A 19,792-nucleotide genomic window follows, 5' to 3' on the forward strand; every position below is an offset into this window, starting at 1 on the left:
CGAGGCCTTGAGGGCAGGGCGCCCCGATTGAGTGATTTTCGAATTTGCGGCCGTAGGCGACCGGCACGCGAGGAGAAGACGATGAACCAAGAAATTATGAATCTCTTCAACCCGACGACTCCGGCTCAGGTCTTCGACCAGATCCGGATTTCGATCGCGTCTCCTGAGAAGATTCTGTCCTGGTCCTACGGCGAGATCAAGAAGCCGGAGACCATCAACTACCGTACCTTCAAGCCCGAGCGCGACGGCCTGTTCTGCGCCCGCATCTTCGGGCCGATCAAGGACTACGAGTGCTTGTGCGGCAAGTACAAGCGCATGAAGTACAAGGGCATCATCTGCGAGAAGTGCTCGGTCGAGGTCACGCTGTCGCGCGTCCGGCGCGAGCGCATGGGCCATATCGAGCTCGCAGCCCCCGTCGCCCACATCTGGTTCCTGAAGTCGCTGCCCTCGCGCATCGGCCTTCTGCTGGACATGACGCTGAAGGATCTCGAGCGGATCCTCTACTTCGAATATTACGTCGTGCTCGAGCCGGGCCTCACCGCGCTCAAGGACCGTCAGCTCTTGTCGGAAGACGAGTATCTGAAGGCGCAGGACGAGTACGGCCAGGATTCCTTCACCGCCATGATCGGCGCGGAAGCGATCCGCGAGCTGCTCAAGGGCATGGACCTCGAGAAGCTCGAAGCCACCTTGCGCCTCGAGATGCAGGAGACCGACTCCGACATCAAGCACAAGAAGCTCGCCAAGCGCCTGAAGATCGTGGAAGCGTTCCGCCACTCCGGCAACAAGCCGGAATGGATGATCATGACCGTGGTTCCGGTGATTCCGCCGGACCTGCGTCCGCTGGTGCCGCTCGACGGCGGCCGCTTCGCGACCTCGGACCTCAACGACCTCTACCGCCGCGTCATCAACCGCAACAACCGCTTGAAGCGGCTGATGGAGCTGCGTGCGCCGGACATCATCATCCGCAACGAGAAGCGCATGCTTCAGGAAGCGGTCGATGCGCTGTTCGACAACGGCCGCCGCGGCCGCGTCATCACGGGTGCCAACAAGCGCCCGCTGAAGTCGCTCGCCGACATGCTCAAGGGCAAGCAGGGCCGCTTCCGTCAGAACCTGCTCGGCAAGCGCGTCGACTATTCGGGCCGTTCGGTGATCGTGGTCGGTCCCGAACTGCGCCTGCATCAGTGCGGCCTGCCGAAGAAGATGGCGCTCGAGCTGTTCAAGCCGTTCATCTACTCGCGGCTTGACGCCAAGGGCCTGTCCACCACCGTGAAGCAGGCGAAGAAGCTGGTCGAGAAGGAGCGGCCCGAGGTCTGGGACATCCTGGACGAGGTCATCCGCGAGCATCCGGTGCTGCTCAACCGCGCACCGACGCTGCATCGTCTCGGCATTCAGGCGTTCGAGCCCGTGCTGATCGAGGGCAAGGCGATCCAGCTGCATCCGCTGGTCTGCGCCGCGTTCAACGCCGACTTCGACGGCGACCAGATGGCCGTGCACGTTCCGCTGTCGCTCGAGGCGCAGCTGGAAGCGCGCGTCCTGATGATGTCGACCAACAACATCCTGCATCCGGCGAACGGCCAGCCGATCATCGTGCCGTCGCAGGACATCGTGCTCGGTCTCTACTACGTCTCGATCATGCGTGAAGGCCTGCCCGGCGAGGGCAAGATCTTCGGCGACATGGCCGAGCTCGAGCACGCGCTGCACGCGAAGGTCATCCACCTCCACACCAAGATCAAGTATCGGTGGCAGGGCATGGACGAGACCGGCAAGGTCTCGACGCGCTGGATCGAGACCACCGCGGGCCGCGTCATGCTCGGCAATCTGCTGCCGAAGAACCCGCGGATTTCGTACGAGATCATCAACAAGCTGATGACCAAGCGCGAAATCTCGGGCGTGATCGACCAGGTCTACCGTCACTGCGGCCAGAAGGAGACTGTGATCTTCTGCGACCGCATCATGGCGCTCGGCTTCTACAACGCGTTCAAGGCCGGCATCTCGTTCGGCAAGGACGACATGGTCGTGCCGCACTCCAAGTGGAAGATCGTCGACACCACCCGTACGCTGGCGAAGGATTTCGAGCAGCAGTACAACGACGGTCTGATCACCCATGGCGAGAAGTACAACAAGGTCGTCGACGCCTGGTCGAAGGCCACGGAAGAAATCGCCAAGGCGATGATGAAGGAGATCTCCTCGACCAAGAAGACGGCGAGCGGGGCGGATGCCGACATCAACTCGATCTACATGATGGCTCACTCCGGTGCCCGCGGTTCGCCGGCCCAGATGCGCCAGCTCGCCGGCATGCGCGGCCTGATGGCCAAGCCGTCGGGTGAGATCATCGAGACGCCGATCATCTCGAACTTCAAGGAAGGTCTCTCGGTGCTCGAGTACTTCAACTCGACCCACGGCGCCCGTAAGGGCCTCGCGGACACCGCGTTGAAGACCGCGAACTCGGGCTACCTGACCCGTCGTCTCGTCGACGTGGCGCAGGACTGCATCATCACGCAGAACGACTGCGGCACCAAGCTCGGCATCAAGATGCGCGCCATCGTCGATGCCGGCACCGTGGTTGCCTCGCTCGGCTCGCGCATCCTCGGCCGTACGGCCTGCGAAGACGTGCGTGACAGCTCGGGCAAGGTGATCATCAAGCGCGGTACGCTGATGGAAGAAAGCCATCTGGATGCCATCCACCAGGGTGGCGTGCAGGAGGTGAAGATCCGCTCGGCACTGACCTGCGAGCTCGTCAACGGCATCTGCGGCATGTGCTACGGCCGCGACCTCGCCCGCGGCACGCCGGTCAACCACGGTGAAGCCGTCGGCGTCATCGCGGCGCAGTCGATCGGCGAGCCCGGCACCCAGCTGACCATGCGCACCTTCCACATCGGTGGTGCGGCGCAGCTCAACGAGCAGTCGTTCGTCGAATCCAACTTCGACGGCAAGATCGTGATCCGGAACAAGGCCATCGCCCGCAACAGCGAAGGTCACCTGGTCGCGATGGTCCGCAACATGGTGATCGCGATCGTCGATGCCGACGGCACCGAGCGTGCGACGCACCGTATCCAGTACGGTTCGCGCCTGCACGTCGACGAGGGCGACACCGTCAAGCGCGGCCAGCGCATCGTCGAGTGGGATCCCTACACTCGTCCGCTGCTCACCGAAGTCGAAGGTACCATCGGCTTCGAGGATCTGGTCGAGGGGCAGTCGATCTCGGAAACGCTCGACGAGGCCACCGGCATCGCCAAGCGCGTGGTCATCGACTGGCGCTCGACCCGCGGCGGCGCGGACCTCCGTCCGGCCATCGTGGTCAAGGGCAAGGACGGCAAGGTGCTCAAGCTCGCCCGTGGCGGCGATGCCCGCTACATGCTGTCGGTCGATGCCATTCTCTCGGTCGACGTCGGAGCCAAGGTCAATACGGGCGACATCCTCGCCCGTGTCTCGACCGAAAGCGCCAAGACGCGTGACATCACCGGCGGTCTGCCGCGGGTGGCGGAACTGTTCGAGGCACGGCGTCCGAAGGATGCGGCGATCATCGCCGAAATCTCGGGCACCATCCGGTTCGGACGCGACTACAAGAACAAGCGTCGCATCTCGATCGAGCCGATGGACAAGACCGACGAGGCACGCGAGTACCTGATCCCGAAGGGCAAGCACATCCACCTTCAGGACGGCGACGTCGTCGAAAAGGGCGACTTCATCGTCGAAGGCAACCCGGCGCCGCACGACATCCTGGCGGTCAAGGGCATCGAGGAACTCGCGGCCTATCTGGTCAACGAGATCCAGGAGGTCTACCGGCTCCAGGGCGTGCTCATCAACGACAAGCACATCGAGGTGATCGTCCGTCAGATGCTCCAGAAGGTGGAAGTCACCGACCAGGGCGACACGGACATGATCTCCGGCGAGCAGGTCGACAAGATCGAGTTCGACGCGCTCAACGAGAAGGCGAAGGAAGAGGGCAAGAAGATCGCTACGGGAACGCCGGTTCTGCTCGGCATCACCAAGGCGAGCCTTCAGACCCGCTCCTTCTTCTCGGCGGCCTCGTTCCAGGAGACCACCCGCGTCCTCACGGAAGCGGCGGTCAACGGCAAGGTCGATCCGCTCGAGGGCCTCAAGGAGAACGTCATCGTCGGCCGGCTGATCCCGGCGGGCACCGGCGCCTCCATGGCCAAGATCCGCGAAGTCGCGATGAAGCGCGACAAGCTGATCCTGGACGAGCGCGAGAAGCAGGCGGCCGTCGTGTCGCCCGCGCCGGAAGCGGAGCTTCCTGCGCTGCCTCCTGCGGAATAATCGTTCATCCGTAGGAATACCGAGGACAATGAAAAGGCCGGCGCAAGCCGGCCTTTTTGCTGCTTTGTTTGCCTGTTGCGGTGCAGGATCAACCTTTGTTCATCTTTCCTTCAGGCGCAAAAGCGCTTCTGCTAAGGGAAGTTAGACCGGTGGTCCCGTGACGGGGGCAGGGCCGGAGACCACGGAACTCATATGCTTGATCTCGCAATCGTAGGCGGCGGCCCCGGCGGGCTGATGAGCGCCTGGTACTTGAAGCGTAAGCTCGGCGACCTCTGCCGCATCACCATCTACGAGGCCTCCGACCGGCTCGGCGGCAAGATCGTCACGCGCAAATTCGATTCCGCGCCGGCGATGTACGAGGCCGGCGTTGCCGAGATCTACGACTACTCGATGACCGGTCCCGATCCGCTGCGCGAGCTGATCCAGCATTTCGGACTTCAGACCATTCCGATGGACGCCGAGCAGGTGCAGTTCGGCGGCGAGCTCCTCAACGACGTCGCAGGCATGCGCCGCAAATACGGCGCCAAGACTGCGGCTGCGATCGAGGCGTTCCGGAACCGCTGCGCCGAGGCGATGACGCCGATCGAATATTACGAGGGCGTCGGCGCGCACGACAACGAGAATCCCTGGGCCTACAAGACCGCCGAGCAGGTGCTCGACGAGGAGGTCGAGGACGAAACCGCAAAGCGTTTCTTCAAGGTGATGGCGCGCTCCGACATCGCGACCGAAAGCCACAACACCAACGGGCTCAACGCGCTCAAGAACTACCTGATGGACGTCGACGGCTATATCGGCCTCTATTCCATCCAGAACGGCAACGAGCAGCTGATCGAGTGCCTGCAGTCGGAGGTCAACGCCGACGTCCAGCTCAATCACCGCGTGCTCACCGTCGGCAAGGCGCCGACCGGCCGCTACCAGCTCAAGATGATGAACGGCAAGGGGCCGGAGACGCGCGACTTCGACCTCGTGCTGGTCTGCCTGCCGCATTCGTGGCTCGCGACGATGGGCTGGGAAGGCGAGCAGCTCCGCAAGTCGATGGTCAAGCACGTCTCGTATTTCGATCGTCCCGCGCACTATCTGCGCGTCTCGATCCTGTTCGACACACCGTTCTGGGGCGAGAAGATTTCCGGCGCCTGGTTCATGTCGGAAGCCTTCGGCGGCTGCTGCGTCTACAACGAGGGCGCGCGTCATGACGTCGGCAAGCACGGCGTGCTGAACTGGCTGATTCCCGGCTCCGACGCGCTGGCCTTCGCCAATTTGTCGGATCAGGAGCTGATCGACGCCGCACTGAAATCGCTGCCCGCCTCGCTCGGCGATGCGCGTTCGCATTTCGTGGAAGGCAAGATCCACCGCTGGCTGTCGTCGGTGAACGCCATCCCCGGCGGTCTGCCCGTGCGCGACGTCATGACCAATCACCGGCCGGAGCCGAAGGAGCATCCCGGCATCGTGGTGGTCGGCGATTATCTGTTCGACTCCACGCTGAACGGTCTGCTCGACTCCTCGGACGCGGCGACCGACATCATCCTGACCGAGATGATGCGCCTGCGCCGCGAGCGCGGACAGGAGGAGGGCGAGCCGGTCTCGGACAAGATCGACCGCGACTATTTCGAGAACTATCGCGGCCTCGGTCCCTACAGCGAAGCTTGGCGCCACTTCACCGATCCCGATTATCTCACCAAGCTGATCGGCATCGTCTGGGGCAAGGCCAAGGGCGCCAAGCTGCTGGTCGCGGGCTCGGCCAGCGGCGAACTGGTGGGCGCGCTGCGCGATCGCGGCATCGATGCCTTCGGCATCGAGAACAACCGCGCCATCCACGCCAGGACGCCGAAGGCGCTGAAGAAGTACAACAAGCTCGGCTCGATCACCGACATGCCGTTCAAGGATGGCGCCTTCGACTTCGTGTTCGAGACCAGCCTCTGCCATGTTTCCCCGAAGCAGGTGGTCCGCGCGATCCGCGAACTGAACCGCGTGGTCAAGACCGGCCTCGTGTTCGGCTCGATCACCTCGGACATGGCTTCGGTGGTGATCGACCGCTACGACCTGCTGCGCGGCGTCAAGAAGCTCGGCACCTGGTGGGAATGGTCCGAGCTGTTCTTCGGCAACGGCTTCGACCTGTCGATGCACCGCAAGGACTGCACCGATGCGCTCTGGGAGGCGACGCTTGCCGCCAACAAGGGCCCGGGCCAGTGGTACGCCGACGCCGACAGCCTGCGTTATTCCTTCTTCGACAAGGTCGAGGGTGAGGACGACGACTAGAGACAGGATCGGACCGGCGTAGCCAATTGCTTTGCCGAATTCGTCATGATCGCATAGAATCGGTGCGATAGCGGTTGCCGCTATTTCCTGCTTTCTCCGCGGTCATGCCGGCCGTCAGCATCGGTTGGTTTCATGGCGTCCAAGCCCCTCCCGCCCGACAAACAGAAACTCGCCACGGAAGAGGCGGCCGAGCTCGACGACAAGCTTGTCCCAGTCAAGCCGGACCTCGAAGACGACGAAGACGACGAAGACGACGAGGACGACGAAGACGAGGAGGAAGACGAGCTGGAGCTCGACGACGACGATGAGGACGAGGAACTCGTCGTCTTTACCGCGCGCGAGGCCGCAGGCGCGCTCGCGACCATCCTGGGTTTCGTCAAGCCGTTCCTGTCCAACTACAAGCGGATGCTGTCATTCGTGGCGTTCGGCGTCTGCGTCGAGACGCTGTTCAACGTCATCATGCCGCTCAGCCTGAAGTACCTGATCGACGACGCGCTCGGCGAGGAGGATTTCCAGGCGCTCTACAAGATCCTCGGCGTGCTCGCGGTCGCCGGCATCTTCACCTCGATCGTGGCGGTCTGGTACGAGCGCTGGGACGCCAGGCTGGCTGCCTGCATCATCTCCGACGTCCGCAAGCGCCTGTTCGAACATGTCCAGGACCTGCCGGCGGCCTATTTCGGCCGCACCAAGCGCGGCGAGATCCTGTCGCGCTTTTCCGTCGACCTTTCGGCCTTCGAGGGCTCGGTCAAGACCTTCGCCAACAGTGCAGCGCTGCCGTTCCTGGAATTGATCGCCGGCATCATCCTGATGTTGTTCCTGAACTGGCAGCTCGCCGCGGTCGCGCTGCTGGTGTTCCCGATCACGCTGATCGGGCCGCGCATCCTCACCCCGAAGGCGGTGCAGGCCAATTACGAGCAGAAGCAGAACGAGAGCGCGCTGCTCGGCATGGTGCAGGAGAACGTGGCCGCGCAGGCCGTGATCAAGGCGTTCAGCCTGCAACGCAAGATGTTCGGCTTCTTCAGCTTCCGCAACGACGAGACCCGCCGCAAGATCGCTTCCGCTGCGTTCCTGTCGACCATGGTGGAGCGGACGGTCACCATTTCGGTGCTGCTGCTACACCTCGTCGTGCTCGCGATCGGTGCCTATCTGGCGACCAAGGGCCAGATCACCATCGGCACCTTCGTCACCTTCGAGAGCGCGTTCTGGGAGGTGTCCTACAACATCGCCCACGTGATGCACTTCATCCCGGTGTCGATCTCCTCGGCCGCCGCGATCCGCCACATGCAGGAGCTGCTGGACGAGCCGACGCGCGGCGCCGATCGTCCGGGCGCGCCCGATCTGCCGCGCATCACCAACGACATCACCTTCGACCACGTGACGTTCCAGTACGAAGGCAGCCAGACGCCGGTGCTGGACAATCTCAGCCTCAAGCTCAACGCCGGCAAGCGCATCGCCATCGTCGGCCCCTCGGGTTCCGGCAAGAGCACGCTGCTCAATTTGATCCTGCGGCTGTACGTGCCCAACGAGGGGCGCGTCGCCATCGACGGCGTCGACGTCCGCAAGGTGACGCTGGATTCGCTGCGCCGGAGCATGGCGGTGGTGTTCCAGGAGAACATGCTGTTCAACATGTCGATTCGCGAGAACATCCGGCTCGGCAAGGAAGGCGCGACCGACGAGGAGGTGGAGGACGCCGCCAAGAAGGCCGAGATCCACCGCTACATCATGAGCCTGCCGCAGCGCTACGACACGCCGGTAGGCGAGCGCGGCGATACGCTGTCGGGCGGCCAGCGCCAGCGCATCGCGATCGCGCGCGCGGTCATCCGTAACCCTTCCGTGCTGCTGCTGGACGAAGCCACCTCGGCGCTCGACCAGACCACCGAGGCCGCGATCAACCGTACGCTGCTGAAGGTCGCGAAGGGGCGCACCATGATCTGGTCGACCCATCGCCTGACCTCCGTGGTCGAGATGGACGAGATCATCGTGATCTCAGGGGGCAGGGCGATCGAGCGCGGCTCGCATGCCGAGCTGCTCGCCAGGAACGGCACCTATCGTAAGCTGTGGAACGACCAGATCCACCAGCCGCATGGCGCCGTGGCTCAGGCCGATGACGACAGCGACGATGACGACGAGGATGAAGACGACCTCGACGAGGATGATGAGGACGAGGACGAGGAGGAGGCGTGACCGAGGAAGTTCGGCTCCAGATGAATTGCTCCTCCGAGCGGCCGCAGCAAGCCTTGAACTGACCAAGCGATGAAGCGCGCCCAGCGCTGCGCGGTCCAGTAGGGACTCGTCGCGGTCGAGACGGAGCGGAACTCGAACGCCTTCGCCGCCGACCATTCGTCGCAGGCCCGCTTGACCGGATCGGCGTAGAAGGTGGCGATCTTGGCCCCGTCCATCCCGTCGGAGGCGAGCCACTCCGGGATATGGACGTTGCAGAGCCGCTCGACGTCGGTGAAGACCTTGTCACAGCCGGTGCCGGCGGCGGGGCAGGAGGTCGAGAACGCATCGCCCACCAGCACGAGGCCGGGCTGGCCGCTTGCGTCGTTCACATAGAGGTCGACCGGACGGATCTTGATCTCGCCGGCGATGTCGAAGGCGCCGGTGATCCGCTTGAGCCGGGGCAGGGTGGCGTTCAGCGTCTCGGCTGGCGCGCGGCGCAATTCGCGCAGCCATGGGTCGTCGACGCCGCGATAGACGAACAGATTGGCGCGCATCCGCGGACCGGTCGGAAACAGCGTGATGTAGGGGATTCGGTCGCTCGGCCGTTCCGAGAAATAGGTCAGCGCCGGGAAGTCGAACGAATTCCGCCCCGCCGGCACCACGTCGAACCCGATCGAGATCGAATGGCAGGCGCTGATGATTTTTCGCGCGATGCCGAGCTGGTGGCGCAGGCCGACGTTCAGGCCGTTGGCGAGCACGACGAGTCGGGCCGAGATCGTCTCCTCATTGGAGAGCGTGATCTTTTGCCGCTCCGGGCTCGTCTCGAGCGAGACCGCCTTTGCACAGATGCGCTCGACGCCAGCAGGGATCTCGTCGCGGACGGCGTTGACGAGCGAATCGTAGAGGATGTTGAACTGCCGACTCGGCGCCCTGTCGAGCAACCGGCCGAATCGGGCGATCCGGTTTTCGCCGGCAAAAGTCGCGCGGCGCAGCACCGATTCTCCGATTCCGGTCTTCAGGAATCGCTCGACCTGGACGTGACCACTGAGTTTTTCGACTCGAAAGTCCGCCGGATAGCTCTCATGCGGGTCGATCAGTACCGTCGAAATGCCGACGCGGCCGAGCATTGCGGCGGCGGTCGAGCCGGACAATCCCCCGCCGATAATGGCAATGTCGGTGTACCGCATGGTGCAAATCTCTGCCGCAGGCGGCAGATTGACGCATCAACAGGAAAAAAAGCCTTAGCAAGGGTTATAAAAGTACATTTTGCCCGGATATAAATTGCTTTTGGGCTGGCGGAACAGATGTCCGGTCCCCATATCCAGCAGGCGCGGCGAGTGCGGGCAAACAGCGATTTCGTCAGGTGGCAGAAGCGTTTTCTGACTGTCGTTTCACCTTGACTTGGCCGACTCTCACTTATAGAAAGCGCCTCACTTAACGACAGGCGGTGAGCATCGCCAGCGTCGGAACGGGCCACCCGTTGATCTCCAGGGATCTGATCCTCAGGGATCGCTAAGACGGGCACCAACCTCGACGAATGCCGCTCAAACGCTGTCGATCATAGCTAGGCAATGCCAGTGCGATTTTAGGTCTCTTGAGCTCGTTCTCTTGAGATCGAATTCGGATGCATGACCTCGGTGCGCGGGCCGCAGCTTTATGCTGATTGGCCTGAAACTGCGGTCCTCTGTGGCGTCGTAACGCTTTCCGCTCGGTGATGGAGCGGTTGGCGCAATTTCGCTTTGTGCGGATTGTTCCGTGCGAGGCGACCTCGTCGGGCGGGTGGCCCGAAAAGAATTGCGGATCCGGCAACGGGCCGCGCCAAGACAGCGGACCCGGAAGGGACCGCGGCAGAACAAAGGGTAAGGCCAGGATGCCGACGATCAACCAGCTGATCGCTCAACCGCGTGAAGTGCAGAAGTCGCGCAAGAAGGTGCCGGCGCTGCAGCAGTCGCCGCAGAAGCGTGGTGTTTGCACCCGCGTCTACACCACGACCCCGAAGAAGCCGAACTCGGCGCTTCGTAAGGTCGCCAAGGTGCGCCTGACCAACGGCTTCGAGGTGATCGGCTACATCCCGGGTGAAGGCCATAATCTTCAGGAGCACTCGGTGGTCATGATCCGCGGCGGCCGCGTCAAGGACTTGCCCGGCGTGCGCTACCACATCCTCCGCGGCGTTCTGGATACCCAGGGCGTCAAGAACCGTAAGCAGCGTCGTTCGAAGTACGGCGCGAAGCGTCCGAAGTAAGCGGGAACCAGCTCAATGTCTCGTCGCCACTCAGCGGAAAAGCGCGAAGTTCTTCCCGATCCGAAGTTCGGGAACATCATCGTCACGAAGTTCATGAACTCGGTGATGTACGCCGGCAAGAAGTCGGTCGCCGAAGGCATCGTCTACGGTGCGTTCGGTATCATCGAAGCCAAGACCAAGCAGAGCCCCCTCGGCGTGTTCGAGCAGGCACTCGAGAACGTCATGCCGACGATCGAAGTGCGCTCCCGCCGCGTCGGCGGCGCGACCTACCAGGTGCCGGTCGAAGTTCGTTCGGTGCGCCGTCAGGCGCTGGGCATCCGCTGGCTGATCTCGGCCGCGCGCGATCGCAACGAGAAGACGATGACCGAGCGGCTCTCGGCTGAGCTGCTCGACGCCTCGAACAACCGCGGCAACGCCGTCAAGAAGCGCGAAGACGTGCACCGGATGGCGGAAGCCAACCGCGCCTTCTCGCACTATCGCTGGTAACGGCGAAACACGGAATCTAAGGATCAACCCATGCCTCGCGTTCATGCCATAGAGAACTACCGCAATTTCGGTATCATGGCGCATATCGATGCCGGCAAGACCACGACCACCGAGCGCATCCTCTATTACACCGGCAAGAGCCACAAGATCGGCGAAGTGCACGAAGGTGCCGCGACGATGGATTGGATGGAGCAGGAGCAGGAGCGTGGCATCACGATCACCTCGGCTGCCACCACCGCATTCTGGGCCGGCAAGCGCCTGAACATCATCGACACCCCCGGCCACGTCGACTTCACCATTGAAGTCGAGCGTTCGCTGCGCGTGCTCGACGGCGCCGTCTGCGTGCTCGACTCGAACCAGGGCGTCGAGCCCCAGACCGAGACCGTCTGGCGCCAGGGTGACAAGTACAAGGTTCCGCGCATCGTCTTCGCCAACAAGATGGACAAGACGGGTGCCGACTTCTTCAAGTGCCTGGCCGACATCGTTGACCGCCTCGGCGCCAAGCCGATCGCGATCCAGCTTCCGATCGGTGCCGAGAACAACTTCAAGGGTCTCGTCGACCTCGTGAAGATGCAGGGCATCATCTGGAACGATGAATCGCTCGGCGCGAAGTTCGACTATGTCGACATCCCGGAAGATATGGTCGAGCAGGCCAAGGAATACCGCGAGAAGATGGTGGAAGCCGCCGTCGAGCTCGACGATGATGCATTGGCTGCCTTCCTCGACGGCAAGGAGCCGGACGAAGCGACGCTGAAGCGGTTGATCCGCAAAGCGGTGCTGACCGGCGCGTTCTATCCCGTGCTGTGCGGCTCGGCCTTCAAGAACAAGGGTGTGCAGCCGCTGCTCGACGCCGTCGTCGACTATCTGCCGTCGCCGATCGACGTGCCCGCGATCAAGGGCACCGACGACCGCGGCAACGAGGTCGTGCGCAAGGCGGACGACAAGGAGCCGCTCGCGCTGCTCGCGTTCAAGATCATGGACGACCCGTTCGTCGGCACCATCACCTTCTGCCGCATCTACTCCGGCGTCCTGCAGAGCGGCACCGGTGTCGTGAATTCGACGCGCGAGAAGAAGGAGCGCATCGGGCGCATGCTGCTGATGCATGCGAACAACCGCGAGGACATCAAGGAAGCCTATGCCGGCGACATCGTCGCGCTGGCCGGCCTGAAGGAAGCGCGCACCGGTGACACGCTGTGCGATCCCGACAAGCAGGTGATCCTGGAGAAGATGGAATTCCCCGAGCCGGTCATCGAGATCGCGATCGAGCCGAAGTCCAAGGCCGACCAGGAAAAGCTGGGCGTGGCACTGGCGAAGCTCGCCGCGGAGGATCCGTCCTTCCGCGTGTCGACCGACCAGGAGTCCGGCCAGACCATCCTCAAGGGCATGGGCGAACTCCATCTCGACATCAAGGTCGACATCCTCAGGCGTACCTACAAGGTCGACGCCAACATCGGCGCGCCGCAGGTTGCGTTCCGTGAGCGCGTCACCAAGAAGGCCGAGGTCAAGTACACCCACAAGAAGCAGACCGGCGGTACCGGTCAGTTCGCGGAAGTGTCGATCGTGGTCGAGCCGAACGAGCCCGGCAAGGGCTACGAGTTCGAGTCCAAGATCGTCGGCGGTGCGGTTCCGAAGGAATACATCCCGGGCGTCGAAAAGGGCCTCAACAGCGTGATGGGCTCTGGTGTCGTCGCGGGCTTCCCCGTGGTCGACGTCAAGGTTCAGCTCGTCGACGGCAAGTACCACGACGTCGACTCGTCGGCGCTCGCCTTCGAAATCGCATCGCGCGCGGCATTCCGCGAAGCGCTGCAGAAGGGCAAGTCCGTCCTGCTCGAGCCGATCATGAAGGTCGAAGTGGTGACCCCGGAAGACTACACCGGCTCGGTCATCGGCGACCTGAATTCCCGGCGCGGTCAGATCCAGGGTCAGGACATGCGCGGCAACGCCAACGTCATCAACGCGATGGTGCCGCTCATGAACATGTTCGGGTACGTGAACAACCTGCGCTCGATGAGCCAGGGTCGCGCGACCTTCACCATGCAGTTCGACCACTACGCAGAAGCGCCGGCCAATGTGTCGGCAGAAGTCCAGAAGAAGTTTGCCTGATTGTCGTCGGTCTCGAACTGACGATTGAACGGAGAGTCAAATGGCCAAAGCAAAGTTTGAACGTAACAAACCGCACTGCAACATCGGCACCATCGGTCACGTCGACCATGGCAAGACGTCGTTGACGGCTGCGATCACCAAGATCCTCGCCGAGACCGGCGGTGCGACGTTCACGGCGTACGACCAGATCGACAAGGCGCCGGAAGAGAAGGCGCGCGGCATCACGATCTCGACGGCGCACGTCGAGTACGAGACCAAGAACCGCCACTATGCCCACGTCGACTGCCCCGGCCACGCCGACTACGTGAAGAACATGATCACCGGCGCCGCCCAGATGGACGGTGCGATCCTGGTCGTGTCGGCTGCTGACGGCCCGATGCCGCAGACCCGCGAGCACATCCTGCTCGCCCGCCAGGTTGGCGTGCCCGCGCTCGTCGTGTTCCTCAACAAGTGCGACATGGTCGACGATCCGGAACTCCTCGAACTCGTCGAGCTCGAAGTCCGCGAGCTGCTCTCGAAGTACGACTTCCCGGGCGACAAGATCCCGATCATCAAGGGTTCGGCGCTCGCCGCTCTCGAAGATTCCGACAAGAAGCTCGGCCATGACGCCATCCTCGAGCTGATGAAGAATGTCGACGAGTACATTCCGCAGCCGGAGCGTCCGGTCGACCAGCCCTTCCTGATGCCGGTTGAAGACGTGTTCTCGATCTCGGGCCGCGGCACCGTCGTGACCGGCCGTGTCGAGCGCGGCATCGTCAAGGTCGGCGAGGAAATCGAGATCGTCGGTCTGCGCGCCACGCAGAAGACCACGGTCACGGGCGTCGAAATGTTCCGCAAGCTGCTCGATCAGGGCCAGGCTGGCGACAACATCGGTGCGCTGCTCCGCGGCACCAAGCGCGAGGACGTCGAGCGCGGCCAGGTGCTGTGCAAGCCGGGTTCGGTCAAGCCGCACACCAAGTTCAAGGCTGAGGCCTACATCCTCACCAAGGAAGAGGGCGGCCGCCACACCCCGTTCTTCACCAACTACCGTCCGCAGTTCTACTTCCGCACCACCGACGTGACCGGTGTCGTGCATCTGCCGGAAGGCACCGAGATGGTGATGCCGGGCGACAACATCGCGATGGAAGTGCACCTGATCGTGCCGATCGCGATGGAAGAGAAGCTCCGCTTCGCGATCCGCGAAGGTGGCCGCACCGTTGGCGCCGGCGTCGTCGCCTCGATCATCGAGTAATTACGAGAATAGGGATTGGCGCGTAGCGAGTGTGACATTCGCTATTCGCTATTCGCCACCCCCCACTAAAGAGAGACCACGGCAATGAACGGCCAAAACATTCGTATCCGTCTCAAGGCGTTCGACCATCGTATCCTCGATACGTCGACCCGCGAGATCGTGAACACGGCGAAGCGCACCGGCGCGCAGGTCCGCGGACCCATTCCGCTGCCCACCCGCATCGAGAAGTTCACCGTCAACCGTTCGCCGCACGTCGACAAGAAGAGCCGCGAGCAGTTCGAGATGCGCACTCACAAGCGCCTGCTCGACATCGTCGATCCGACCCCGCAGACCGTCGATGCTTTGATGAAGCTCGACCTGGCCGCCGGTGTCGACGTCGAGATCAAGCTCTAAGATTTTTGGATCACGTTCGCGACTAGCGGACAGAAAGAACAGGAAGCACGCCGATGCGCTCCGGAGTGATCGCACAAAAGGTCGGGATGACGCGGGTCTTTACAGAGGCCGGCGAACATATCCCCGTGACCGTGCTGAAGCTCGGCAATTGCCAAGTCGTAGCCCACCGCACTGAAGAGAAGAACGGCTACGTAGCGCTCCAGCTCGGGTCTGGCAGCCGCAAGACCGTGTATCTGCCCAAGGCAGAGCGCGGCCAGTTCGCGGTCGCCAAGGTCGAGCCGAAGCGGCAGGTCGAGGAATTCCGCGTCTCCGCGGATGCGATGATCCCGGTTGGCGCCGAGATTCTCGCCGATCATTTCGTCGTCGGCCAGTTCGTCGACGTCACCGGCACCTCCGTCGGTAAGGGCTTTGCCGGCGGCATGAAGCGCTGGAACTTCGGCGGTCTGCGCGCCACCCACGGCGTGTCGGTCTCGCATCGCTCGATCGGTTCGACCGGTGGCCGTCAGGACCCCGGCAAGACCTGGAAGAACAAGAAGATGCCCGGCCACATGGGTGTCGACCGCATCACCACGCTCAACCTTCGAGTCGTTCAGCTCGATGTCGAGCGCGGCCTGATCCTCGTCGAAGGCGCCGTTCCCGGCTCCAAGGGCGGCTGGATCCGCGTGCGCGACGCTGTCAAGAAGCCGCTGCCGAAGGAAGCTCCGAAGCCCGGCAAGTTCAAGGTTGCTGGCGAAGCGGACGCCGCTCCGGCTGCGCAGGAGGCGTGAGATGGAATTGAAGGTCACGACCCTCGAAGGTAAGGAAGCCGGCTCGGTCCAGCTTTCCGATGCCATTTTCGGCCTCGAGCCGCGCCAGGACATCATTGCACGTTGCGTGCAGTGGCAGCTCAACAAGCGTCAGGCCGGCACTCACAAGGCCAAGGGCCGCGCCGAGATCTGGCGCACCGGCAAGAAGATGTACAAGCAGAAGGGCACCGGCGGTGCTCGTCACGGCTCGGCCCGCGTGCCGCAGTTCCGCGGCGGTGGCCGTGCCTTCGGTCCGGTGGTGCGTTCGCACGCCACCGACCTGCCGAAGAAGGTCCGCGCGCTTGCCCTCAAGCATGCGCTGTCGGCCAAGGCCAAGGACGGCGACCTGCTGGTGATCGACAAGGCCGCGCTGGAAGCCGCCAAGACCAAGGCGCTGCTCGGCCATTTCTCGGGCCTCGGTTTGACCAACGCGCTGATCATCGACGGCGCCGAGCTCAACAACGGCTTTGCCGCTGCGGCCCGCAACATCCCGAACATGGACGTGCTGCCGATCCAGGGCATCAACGTCTATGACATCCTGCGCCGTCAGAAGCTCGTTCTGACCAAGGCCGCCATCGATGCGCTGGAGGCGCGCTTCAAATGACGAAGAACATCGAGCCTCGCCACTACGACGTGATCTTGTCGCCGGTCGTGACCGAAAAGGCGACGATCGCCTCGGAGCACAACAAGGTCCTGTTCAAGGTGGCCGCGAAGGCGACCAAGCCGCAGATCAAGGAAGCGATCGAGAAGCTGTTCGACGTCAAGGTTAAGAGCGTCAACACGCTGGTCCGCAAGGGCAAGACCAAGATCTTCCGCGGCAATCTCGGCTCGCAGTCGAACAGCAAGCGCGCGATCGTGACCCTCGAAGAGGGCCACCGGATCGACGTGACCACCGGTCTGTAAGGTCGTACGACGATGGCACTGAAAAAATTCAATCCCACGACGCCGGGCCAGCGCCAGCTGGTCATGGTCGATCGTTCGGCCCTCTACAAGGGCAAGCCGGTCAAGGCGCTCACCGAAGGCAAGCACTCCTCGGGCGGTCGCAACAACACCGGTCGCATCACCGTGCGCTTCCGCGGCGGCGGTCACAAGCAGACGCTGCGCATCGTCGACTTCAAGCGCGACAAGGTCGATGCGCCCGCGACGGTCGAACGGCTGGAATACGATCCGAACCGCACCGCGTTCATCGCGCTGGTCAAGTACGAAGACGGCACCCAGGCCTATATCCTGGCGCCGCAGCGCCTTGCCGTCGGTGATTCCGTGGTTGCCGGCAACTATGTCGACGTGAAGCCGGGCAACGTCATGCCGCTCGGCAACATGCCGGTCGGCACGATCATCCACAACATCGAGGTCAAGATCGGGAAGGGCGGCCAGCTCGCTCGTTCCGCCGGCACCTACGCCCAGCTCGTCGGCCGCGACCACGACTACGTGATCATCCGCCTGAACTCGGGCGAGCAGCGCCTGGTGCACGGCCGTTGCCGCGGCACGATCGGCGCGGTGTCGAACCCGGATCACATGAACACCTCGATCGGCAAGGCCGGCCGCAACCGTTGGCTGGGCCGCAAGCCGCATAACCGCGGTGTCTCGATGAACCCGATCGACCATCCGCACGGCGGTGGTGAAGGTCGTACCTCGGGCGGTCGCCACCCGGTCACCCCGTGGGGCAAGCCGACCAAGGGCAAGAAGACCCGCAGCAACAAGTCGACCAACAAATTCATTCTCCTAAGCCGCCACAAGCGGAAGAAGTAAGGAACGCCGGACATGGTTCGTTCAGTCTGGAAAGGCCCGTTCGTCGAGGGTTCTCTGCTCAAGAAGGCAGATGCCGCCCGCGCGTCCGGCCGTCACGACGTCATCAAGATCTGGAGCCGTCGCTCGACGATCCTGCCGCAGTTCGTCGGCCTGACCTTCGGTGTCTACAACGGTCAGAAGCACGTGCCGGTGGCCGTCAACGAGGAAATGGTCGGTCACAAGTTCGGCGAGTTCTCGCCGACCCGGACCTTCCATGGCCACTCCGGGGACAAGAAAGCCAAGAAGGCTTGAGGATTAAACGATGAGCAAACCTAAGCGCGAACGGAGCCTCGCCGAGAACGAGGCCAAGGCGGTCGCCCGGATGCTGCGGGTGAGCCCGCAGAAGCTCAACCTGGTCGCCCAGCTCATTCGCGGCCGGAAGGCAGCTGCTGCGCTCGCCGATCTGCAGTTCTCGCGCAAGCGGATCGCGGTCGACGTGAAGAAGTGCCTGGAATCGGCTATCGCAAACGCCGAGAACAACCACGACCTCGACGTCGACGATCTCGTCGTGGCGCAGGCCTTCGTCGGCAACGGCCTCGTGATGAAGCGCTTTGCCGCCCGCGGCCGTGGCCGCTCGGGCCGTGTCTACAAACCATTTTCGCAGCTGACGATCATTGTTCGTCAGGTCGAAGCCGAAGCAGCAGCGGCTTAAGGGTCGCAGGAGAAAACGATGGGTCAAAAGATCAATCCAATCGGTCTGCGTCTCGGCATCAACCGGACCTGGGATTCCCGCTGGTTCGCCGGCAAGCAGGAATACGGCAAGCTGCTGCACGAGGACGTCAAGATCCGCGAGATCCTGCACAAGGAGCTCAAGCAGGCGGCCGTCGCCCGCATCGTGATCGAGCGTCCGCACAAGAAGTGCCGCGTCACCATCCACTCGGCTCGTCCGGGCGTGGTGATCGGCAAGAAGGGCGCCGACATCGACAAGCTGCGCAAGAAGGTCGCGGACATCACCTCGTCCGACGTCGTCATCAACATCGTCGAGATCCGCAAGCCGGAGCTCGATGCGACGCTGGTGGCCGAGTCGATCGCGCAGCAGCTCGAACGCCGCGTGGCGTTCCGCCGTGCCATGAAGCGCGCCGTGCAGTCGGCGATGCGTCTCGGCGCGGAAGGCATCCGCATCAACTGCTCGGGTCGCCTGGGCGGCGCGGAAATCGCGCGCATGGAGTGGTACCGCGAAGGTCGCGTGCCGCTGCACACGCTGCGCGCCGACATCGACTACGGCGTTGCGACCGCGTTCACGACCTTCGGCACCTGCGGTGTCAAGGTCTGGATCTTCAAAGGCGAGATCCTCGAGCACGATCCGATGGCCCAGGACAAGAGAATGGCCGAAGGCGAGACCGGCGGCGGTGGTGATCGCGGTGGCCGTGGGCGCCGTGACAACGCTGCGGCCTGACGCCAGCACAGAGAATTTGAGGGCTTGAAGCCATGATGCAACCTAAGAAAACGAAGTTCCGGAAGGCGCATAAGGGCCGTATCCACGGCGTTGCGTCTTCGGGTGCGACGTTGGCCTTTGGCCAGTTCGGCCTGAAGGCGACCGAGCCGGAGCGCGTTACCGCGCGCCAGATCGAAGCCGCTCGCCGCGCGCTGACCCGCCACATGAAGCGCGCCGGCCGCGTCTGGATCCGCGTGTTCCCCGACGTTCCGGTGTCGAAGAAGCCGGCCGAAGTCCGCATGGGCTCCGGCAAGGGTGCTCCGGAACTGTGGGTCGCGCGCGTCAAGCCCGGCCGGGTGCTGTTCGAGATCGACGGCGTCAACACCCAGACGGCGCGTGAAGCGCTGACCCTGGCGGCCGCCAAGCTGCCGATCAAGACGCGCTTCGTCGAGCGCATTGCGGAGTAATGGCCATGGCCCAGATGAAGATCGAAGACATCCGTGCATTGAGCCCTGATCAGCAGGATGACGCCATCCTGAATCTGAAGAAGGAGCGCTTCAACCTGCGCTTCCAGCGCGCCACCGGGCAGCTCGAGAACACCTCGCGCCTGCGCGAGGCTCGCCGTGACATCGCCCGCATCAAGACCGTCGCCGCGCAGAAGCGCGCGAAAGAGAAGTAAGGGGCTTACGAAT

The 19,792-nt window shown here is 63.2% G+C and carries 18 protein-coding genes; 17 read left to right on the top strand and 1 reads right to left on the bottom strand.

Annotation, left to right across the window (positions count from 1 at the left end; translation table 11 throughout):
* The first annotated feature begins 81 nt into the window (after positions 1-81).
* The 3 genes from rpoC (at position 82) to AB7290_RS16785 (ending at position 8,718) form a co-directional block, all read left to right on the top strand.
* The gene (gene rpoC, locus AB7290_RS16775; RefSeq protein WP_071912831.1) at positions 82-4,278 is read left to right on the top strand and encodes a DNA-directed RNA polymerase subunit beta'; all 4,197 of its coding nucleotides are present in this window, start codon (positions 82-84) and stop codon (positions 4,276-4,278) included.
* Between the two features lie 192 nt (positions 4,279-4,470).
* Complete coding sequence (locus AB7290_RS16780; RefSeq protein ID WP_085405454.1) at positions 4,471-6,534, top strand: FAD-dependent oxidoreductase; 2,064 nt, start codon at positions 4,471-4,473, stop codon at positions 6,532-6,534.
* Between the two features lie 132 nt (positions 6,535-6,666).
* On the top strand, positions 6,667-8,718 hold the full coding sequence (locus AB7290_RS16785) for an ABC transporter ATP-binding protein (RefSeq protein ID WP_441253481.1): 2,052 nt from the start codon (positions 6,667-6,669) through the stop codon (positions 8,716-8,718).
* Here AB7290_RS16785 and AB7290_RS16790 read toward each other — a convergent pair.
* Positions 8,631-9,884 (bottom strand): FAD-dependent oxidoreductase, encoded by a 1,254-nt coding sequence (locus AB7290_RS16790; RefSeq protein WP_085405456.1) that lies wholly within the window; start codon positions 9,882-9,884, stop codon positions 8,631-8,633. The genes AB7290_RS16785 and AB7290_RS16790 overlap by 88 nt on opposite strands.
* Before the next feature lie 683 nt (positions 9,885-10,567).
* On the opposite strand from AB7290_RS16790, the gene rpsL reads away from it, so the two are divergent.
* The 14 genes from rpsL (at position 10,568) to rpmC (ending at position 19,779) form a co-directional block, all read left to right on the top strand.
* Entirely contained in the window at positions 10,568-10,939 is a 372-nt protein-coding gene (gene rpsL / locus AB7290_RS16795) for a 30S ribosomal protein S12 (RefSeq protein ID WP_007603006.1), read from the top strand.
* Between the two features lie 15 nt (positions 10,940-10,954).
* Positions 10,955-11,425, top strand: a complete 471-nt coding sequence (gene rpsG / locus AB7290_RS16800; protein ID WP_063982575.1) for a 30S ribosomal protein S7 — start codon at positions 10,955-10,957, stop codon at positions 11,423-11,425.
* A gap of 30 nt (positions 11,426-11,455) precedes the next feature.
* On the top strand, positions 11,456-13,528 hold the full coding sequence (gene fusA, locus AB7290_RS16805) for an elongation factor G (protein WP_063982576.1): 2,073 nt from the start codon (positions 11,456-11,458) through the stop codon (positions 13,526-13,528).
* 40 nt (positions 13,529-13,568) lie between these two features.
* Positions 13,569-14,759: an elongation factor Tu gene (tuf, locus tag AB7290_RS16810; protein WP_063982577.1), complete on the top strand. Its 1,191-nt coding sequence runs from the start codon at positions 13,569-13,571 to the stop codon at positions 14,757-14,759.
* 84 nt (positions 14,760-14,843) lie between these two features.
* Entirely contained in the window at positions 14,844-15,152 is a 309-nt protein-coding gene (gene rpsJ, locus AB7290_RS16815) for a 30S ribosomal protein S10 (protein WP_002712302.1), read from the top strand.
* A 53-nt stretch (positions 15,153-15,205) separates the two neighbouring features.
* Positions 15,206-15,919 carry a 50S ribosomal protein L3 gene (gene rplC / locus AB7290_RS16820; RefSeq protein WP_085405457.1) on the top strand — a complete coding sequence of 238 codons (714 nt, stop codon included), beginning with the start codon at positions 15,206-15,208 and terminating at the stop codon, positions 15,917-15,919.
* A 1-nt stretch (position 15,920) separates the two neighbouring features.
* A complete protein-coding gene (rplD, locus tag AB7290_RS16825; RefSeq protein WP_011088150.1) occupies positions 15,921-16,541 on the top strand; it encodes a 50S ribosomal protein L4 in 621 nt (206 codons plus the stop codon).
* Positions 16,538-16,840: a 50S ribosomal protein L23 gene (locus AB7290_RS16830; protein ID WP_007603019.1), complete on the top strand. Its 303-nt coding sequence runs from the start codon at positions 16,538-16,540 to the stop codon at positions 16,838-16,840. Before rplD ends, AB7290_RS16830 begins: the two co-directional genes overlap by 4 nt.
* A gap of 12 nt (positions 16,841-16,852) precedes the next feature.
* Positions 16,853-17,686, top strand: a complete 834-nt coding sequence (gene rplB / locus AB7290_RS16835) for a 50S ribosomal protein L2 (protein WP_028152985.1) — start codon at positions 16,853-16,855, stop codon at positions 17,684-17,686.
* Positions 17,687-17,698: 12 nt separating this feature from the next.
* Entirely contained in the window at positions 17,699-17,977 is a 279-nt protein-coding gene (rpsS, locus tag AB7290_RS16840; RefSeq protein ID WP_008136357.1) for a 30S ribosomal protein S19, read from the top strand.
* 10 nt (positions 17,978-17,987) lie between these two features.
* The gene (rplV, locus tag AB7290_RS16845; RefSeq protein WP_011088147.1) at positions 17,988-18,377 is read left to right on the top strand and encodes a 50S ribosomal protein L22; all 390 of its coding nucleotides are present in this window, start codon (positions 17,988-17,990) and stop codon (positions 18,375-18,377) included.
* A gap of 18 nt (positions 18,378-18,395) precedes the next feature.
* Positions 18,396-19,121, top strand: coding sequence for a 30S ribosomal protein S3 (rpsC, locus tag AB7290_RS16850; protein WP_063982580.1), 726 nt, complete (start codon positions 18,396-18,398; stop codon positions 19,119-19,121).
* 32 nt (positions 19,122-19,153) lie between these two features.
* Entirely contained in the window at positions 19,154-19,567 is a 414-nt protein-coding gene (rplP, locus tag AB7290_RS16855; RefSeq protein WP_063982581.1) for a 50S ribosomal protein L16, read from the top strand.
* 5 nt (positions 19,568-19,572) lie between these two features.
* Positions 19,573-19,779, top strand: coding sequence for a 50S ribosomal protein L29 (gene rpmC, locus AB7290_RS16860; RefSeq protein WP_063986292.1), 207 nt, complete (start codon positions 19,573-19,575; stop codon positions 19,777-19,779).
* Positions 19,780-19,792: the final 13 nt, after the last annotated feature.

This window comes from Bradyrhizobium sp. 613_E4_N2_2, assembly GCF_052075995.1.
In the GTDB taxonomy this organism is placed as follows: domain Bacteria; phylum Pseudomonadota; class Alphaproteobacteria; order Rhizobiales; family Xanthobacteraceae; genus Bradyrhizobium; species Bradyrhizobium barranii.

Bases quoted from the DNA above. Each gene is read 5' to 3' on its own strand.
- rpoC (WP_071912831.1), top strand. From the start codon at position 82: ATGAACCAAGAAATTATGAATCTCTTCAACCCGACGACTCCGGCTCAG.
- AB7290_RS16780 (WP_085405454.1), top strand. From the start codon at position 4,471: ATGCTTGATCTCGCAATCGTAGGCGGCGGCCCCGGCGGGCTGATGAGC.
- AB7290_RS16785 (WP_441253481.1), top strand. From the start codon at position 6,667: ATGGCGTCCAAGCCCCTCCCGCCCGACAAACAGAAACTCGCCACGGAA.
- AB7290_RS16790 (WP_085405456.1), bottom strand. From the start codon at position 9,884: ATGCGGTACACCGACATTGCCATTATCGGCGGGGGATTGTCCGGCTCG.
- rpsL (WP_007603006.1), top strand. From the start codon at position 10,568: ATGCCGACGATCAACCAGCTGATCGCTCAACCGCGTGAAGTGCAGAAG.
- rpsG (WP_063982575.1), top strand. From the start codon at position 10,955: ATGTCTCGTCGCCACTCAGCGGAAAAGCGCGAAGTTCTTCCCGATCCG.
- fusA (WP_063982576.1), top strand. From the start codon at position 11,456: ATGCCTCGCGTTCATGCCATAGAGAACTACCGCAATTTCGGTATCATG.
- tuf (WP_063982577.1), top strand. From the start codon at position 13,569: ATGGCCAAAGCAAAGTTTGAACGTAACAAACCGCACTGCAACATCGGC.
- rpsJ (WP_002712302.1), top strand. From the start codon at position 14,844: ATGAACGGCCAAAACATTCGTATCCGTCTCAAGGCGTTCGACCATCGT.
- rplC (WP_085405457.1), top strand. From the start codon at position 15,206: ATGCGCTCCGGAGTGATCGCACAAAAGGTCGGGATGACGCGGGTCTTT.
- rplD (WP_011088150.1), top strand. From the start codon at position 15,921: ATGGAATTGAAGGTCACGACCCTCGAAGGTAAGGAAGCCGGCTCGGTC.
- AB7290_RS16830 (WP_007603019.1), top strand. From the start codon at position 16,538: ATGACGAAGAACATCGAGCCTCGCCACTACGACGTGATCTTGTCGCCG.
- rplB (WP_028152985.1), top strand. From the start codon at position 16,853: ATGGCACTGAAAAAATTCAATCCCACGACGCCGGGCCAGCGCCAGCTG.
- rpsS (WP_008136357.1), top strand. From the start codon at position 17,699: ATGGTTCGTTCAGTCTGGAAAGGCCCGTTCGTCGAGGGTTCTCTGCTC.
- rplV (WP_011088147.1), top strand. From the start codon at position 17,988: ATGAGCAAACCTAAGCGCGAACGGAGCCTCGCCGAGAACGAGGCCAAG.
- rpsC (WP_063982580.1), top strand. From the start codon at position 18,396: ATGGGTCAAAAGATCAATCCAATCGGTCTGCGTCTCGGCATCAACCGG.
- rplP (WP_063982581.1), top strand. From the start codon at position 19,154: ATGATGCAACCTAAGAAAACGAAGTTCCGGAAGGCGCATAAGGGCCGT.
- rpmC (WP_063986292.1), top strand. From the start codon at position 19,573: ATGGCCCAGATGAAGATCGAAGACATCCGTGCATTGAGCCCTGATCAG.